This window comes from Mesorhizobium waimense (assembly GCF_003601975.1).
Taxonomy (GTDB): Bacteria; Pseudomonadota; Alphaproteobacteria; order Rhizobiales; family Rhizobiaceae; genus Mesorhizobium; species Mesorhizobium waimense.
On record NZ_QZWZ01000226.1, the window covers coordinates 1 to 423 of the forward strand.

The following is a 423-nucleotide window of genomic DNA, read 5'->3' on the forward strand; positions in this document are numbered from 1 at the left end:
GTGCAGGTCAACCGCGACACGGCGGCGCGACTCGGCGTGGGCATGTCGGCGGTGGACCAGACGCTGTACGACGCGTTCGGCCAGCGCCAGGTCTCGACCCTCTACCGCGCCGCCAACCAGTACCACGTGGTGATGGAAATCGCGCCCGAATACTGGGCCGATCCGTCAGCGCTCAAGGGTATTTACGTGCCCACCGGCAGCCAGGCGGTGTCGAGCAAAGGCAGCACCGCCGCGCCAAACCTGGCCAGCCCGGCGGCCTTGGTGCCGCTGTCTGCGCTGGCAGATAACTCGGTCGCGCGCACGGCCATTTCCATCAGTCACCAAGGCACATTCCCGGCGGTGACGGTCTCGTTCAACCTGGCGCCTGGCACCTCGATCGGCCAAGCCACGGCGTTGGTGGACGATGCAGTGAAACAGCTGCGC

At 66.9% G+C, this 423-nt stretch carries 1 protein-coding gene; it reads left to right on the top strand.

The annotated features are described in order from the left end of the window. Positions 1-423 (top strand): efflux RND transporter permease subunit (locus D3227_RS40750; RefSeq protein ID WP_208646645.1); only part of this gene is annotated, 423 nt, incomplete at both ends.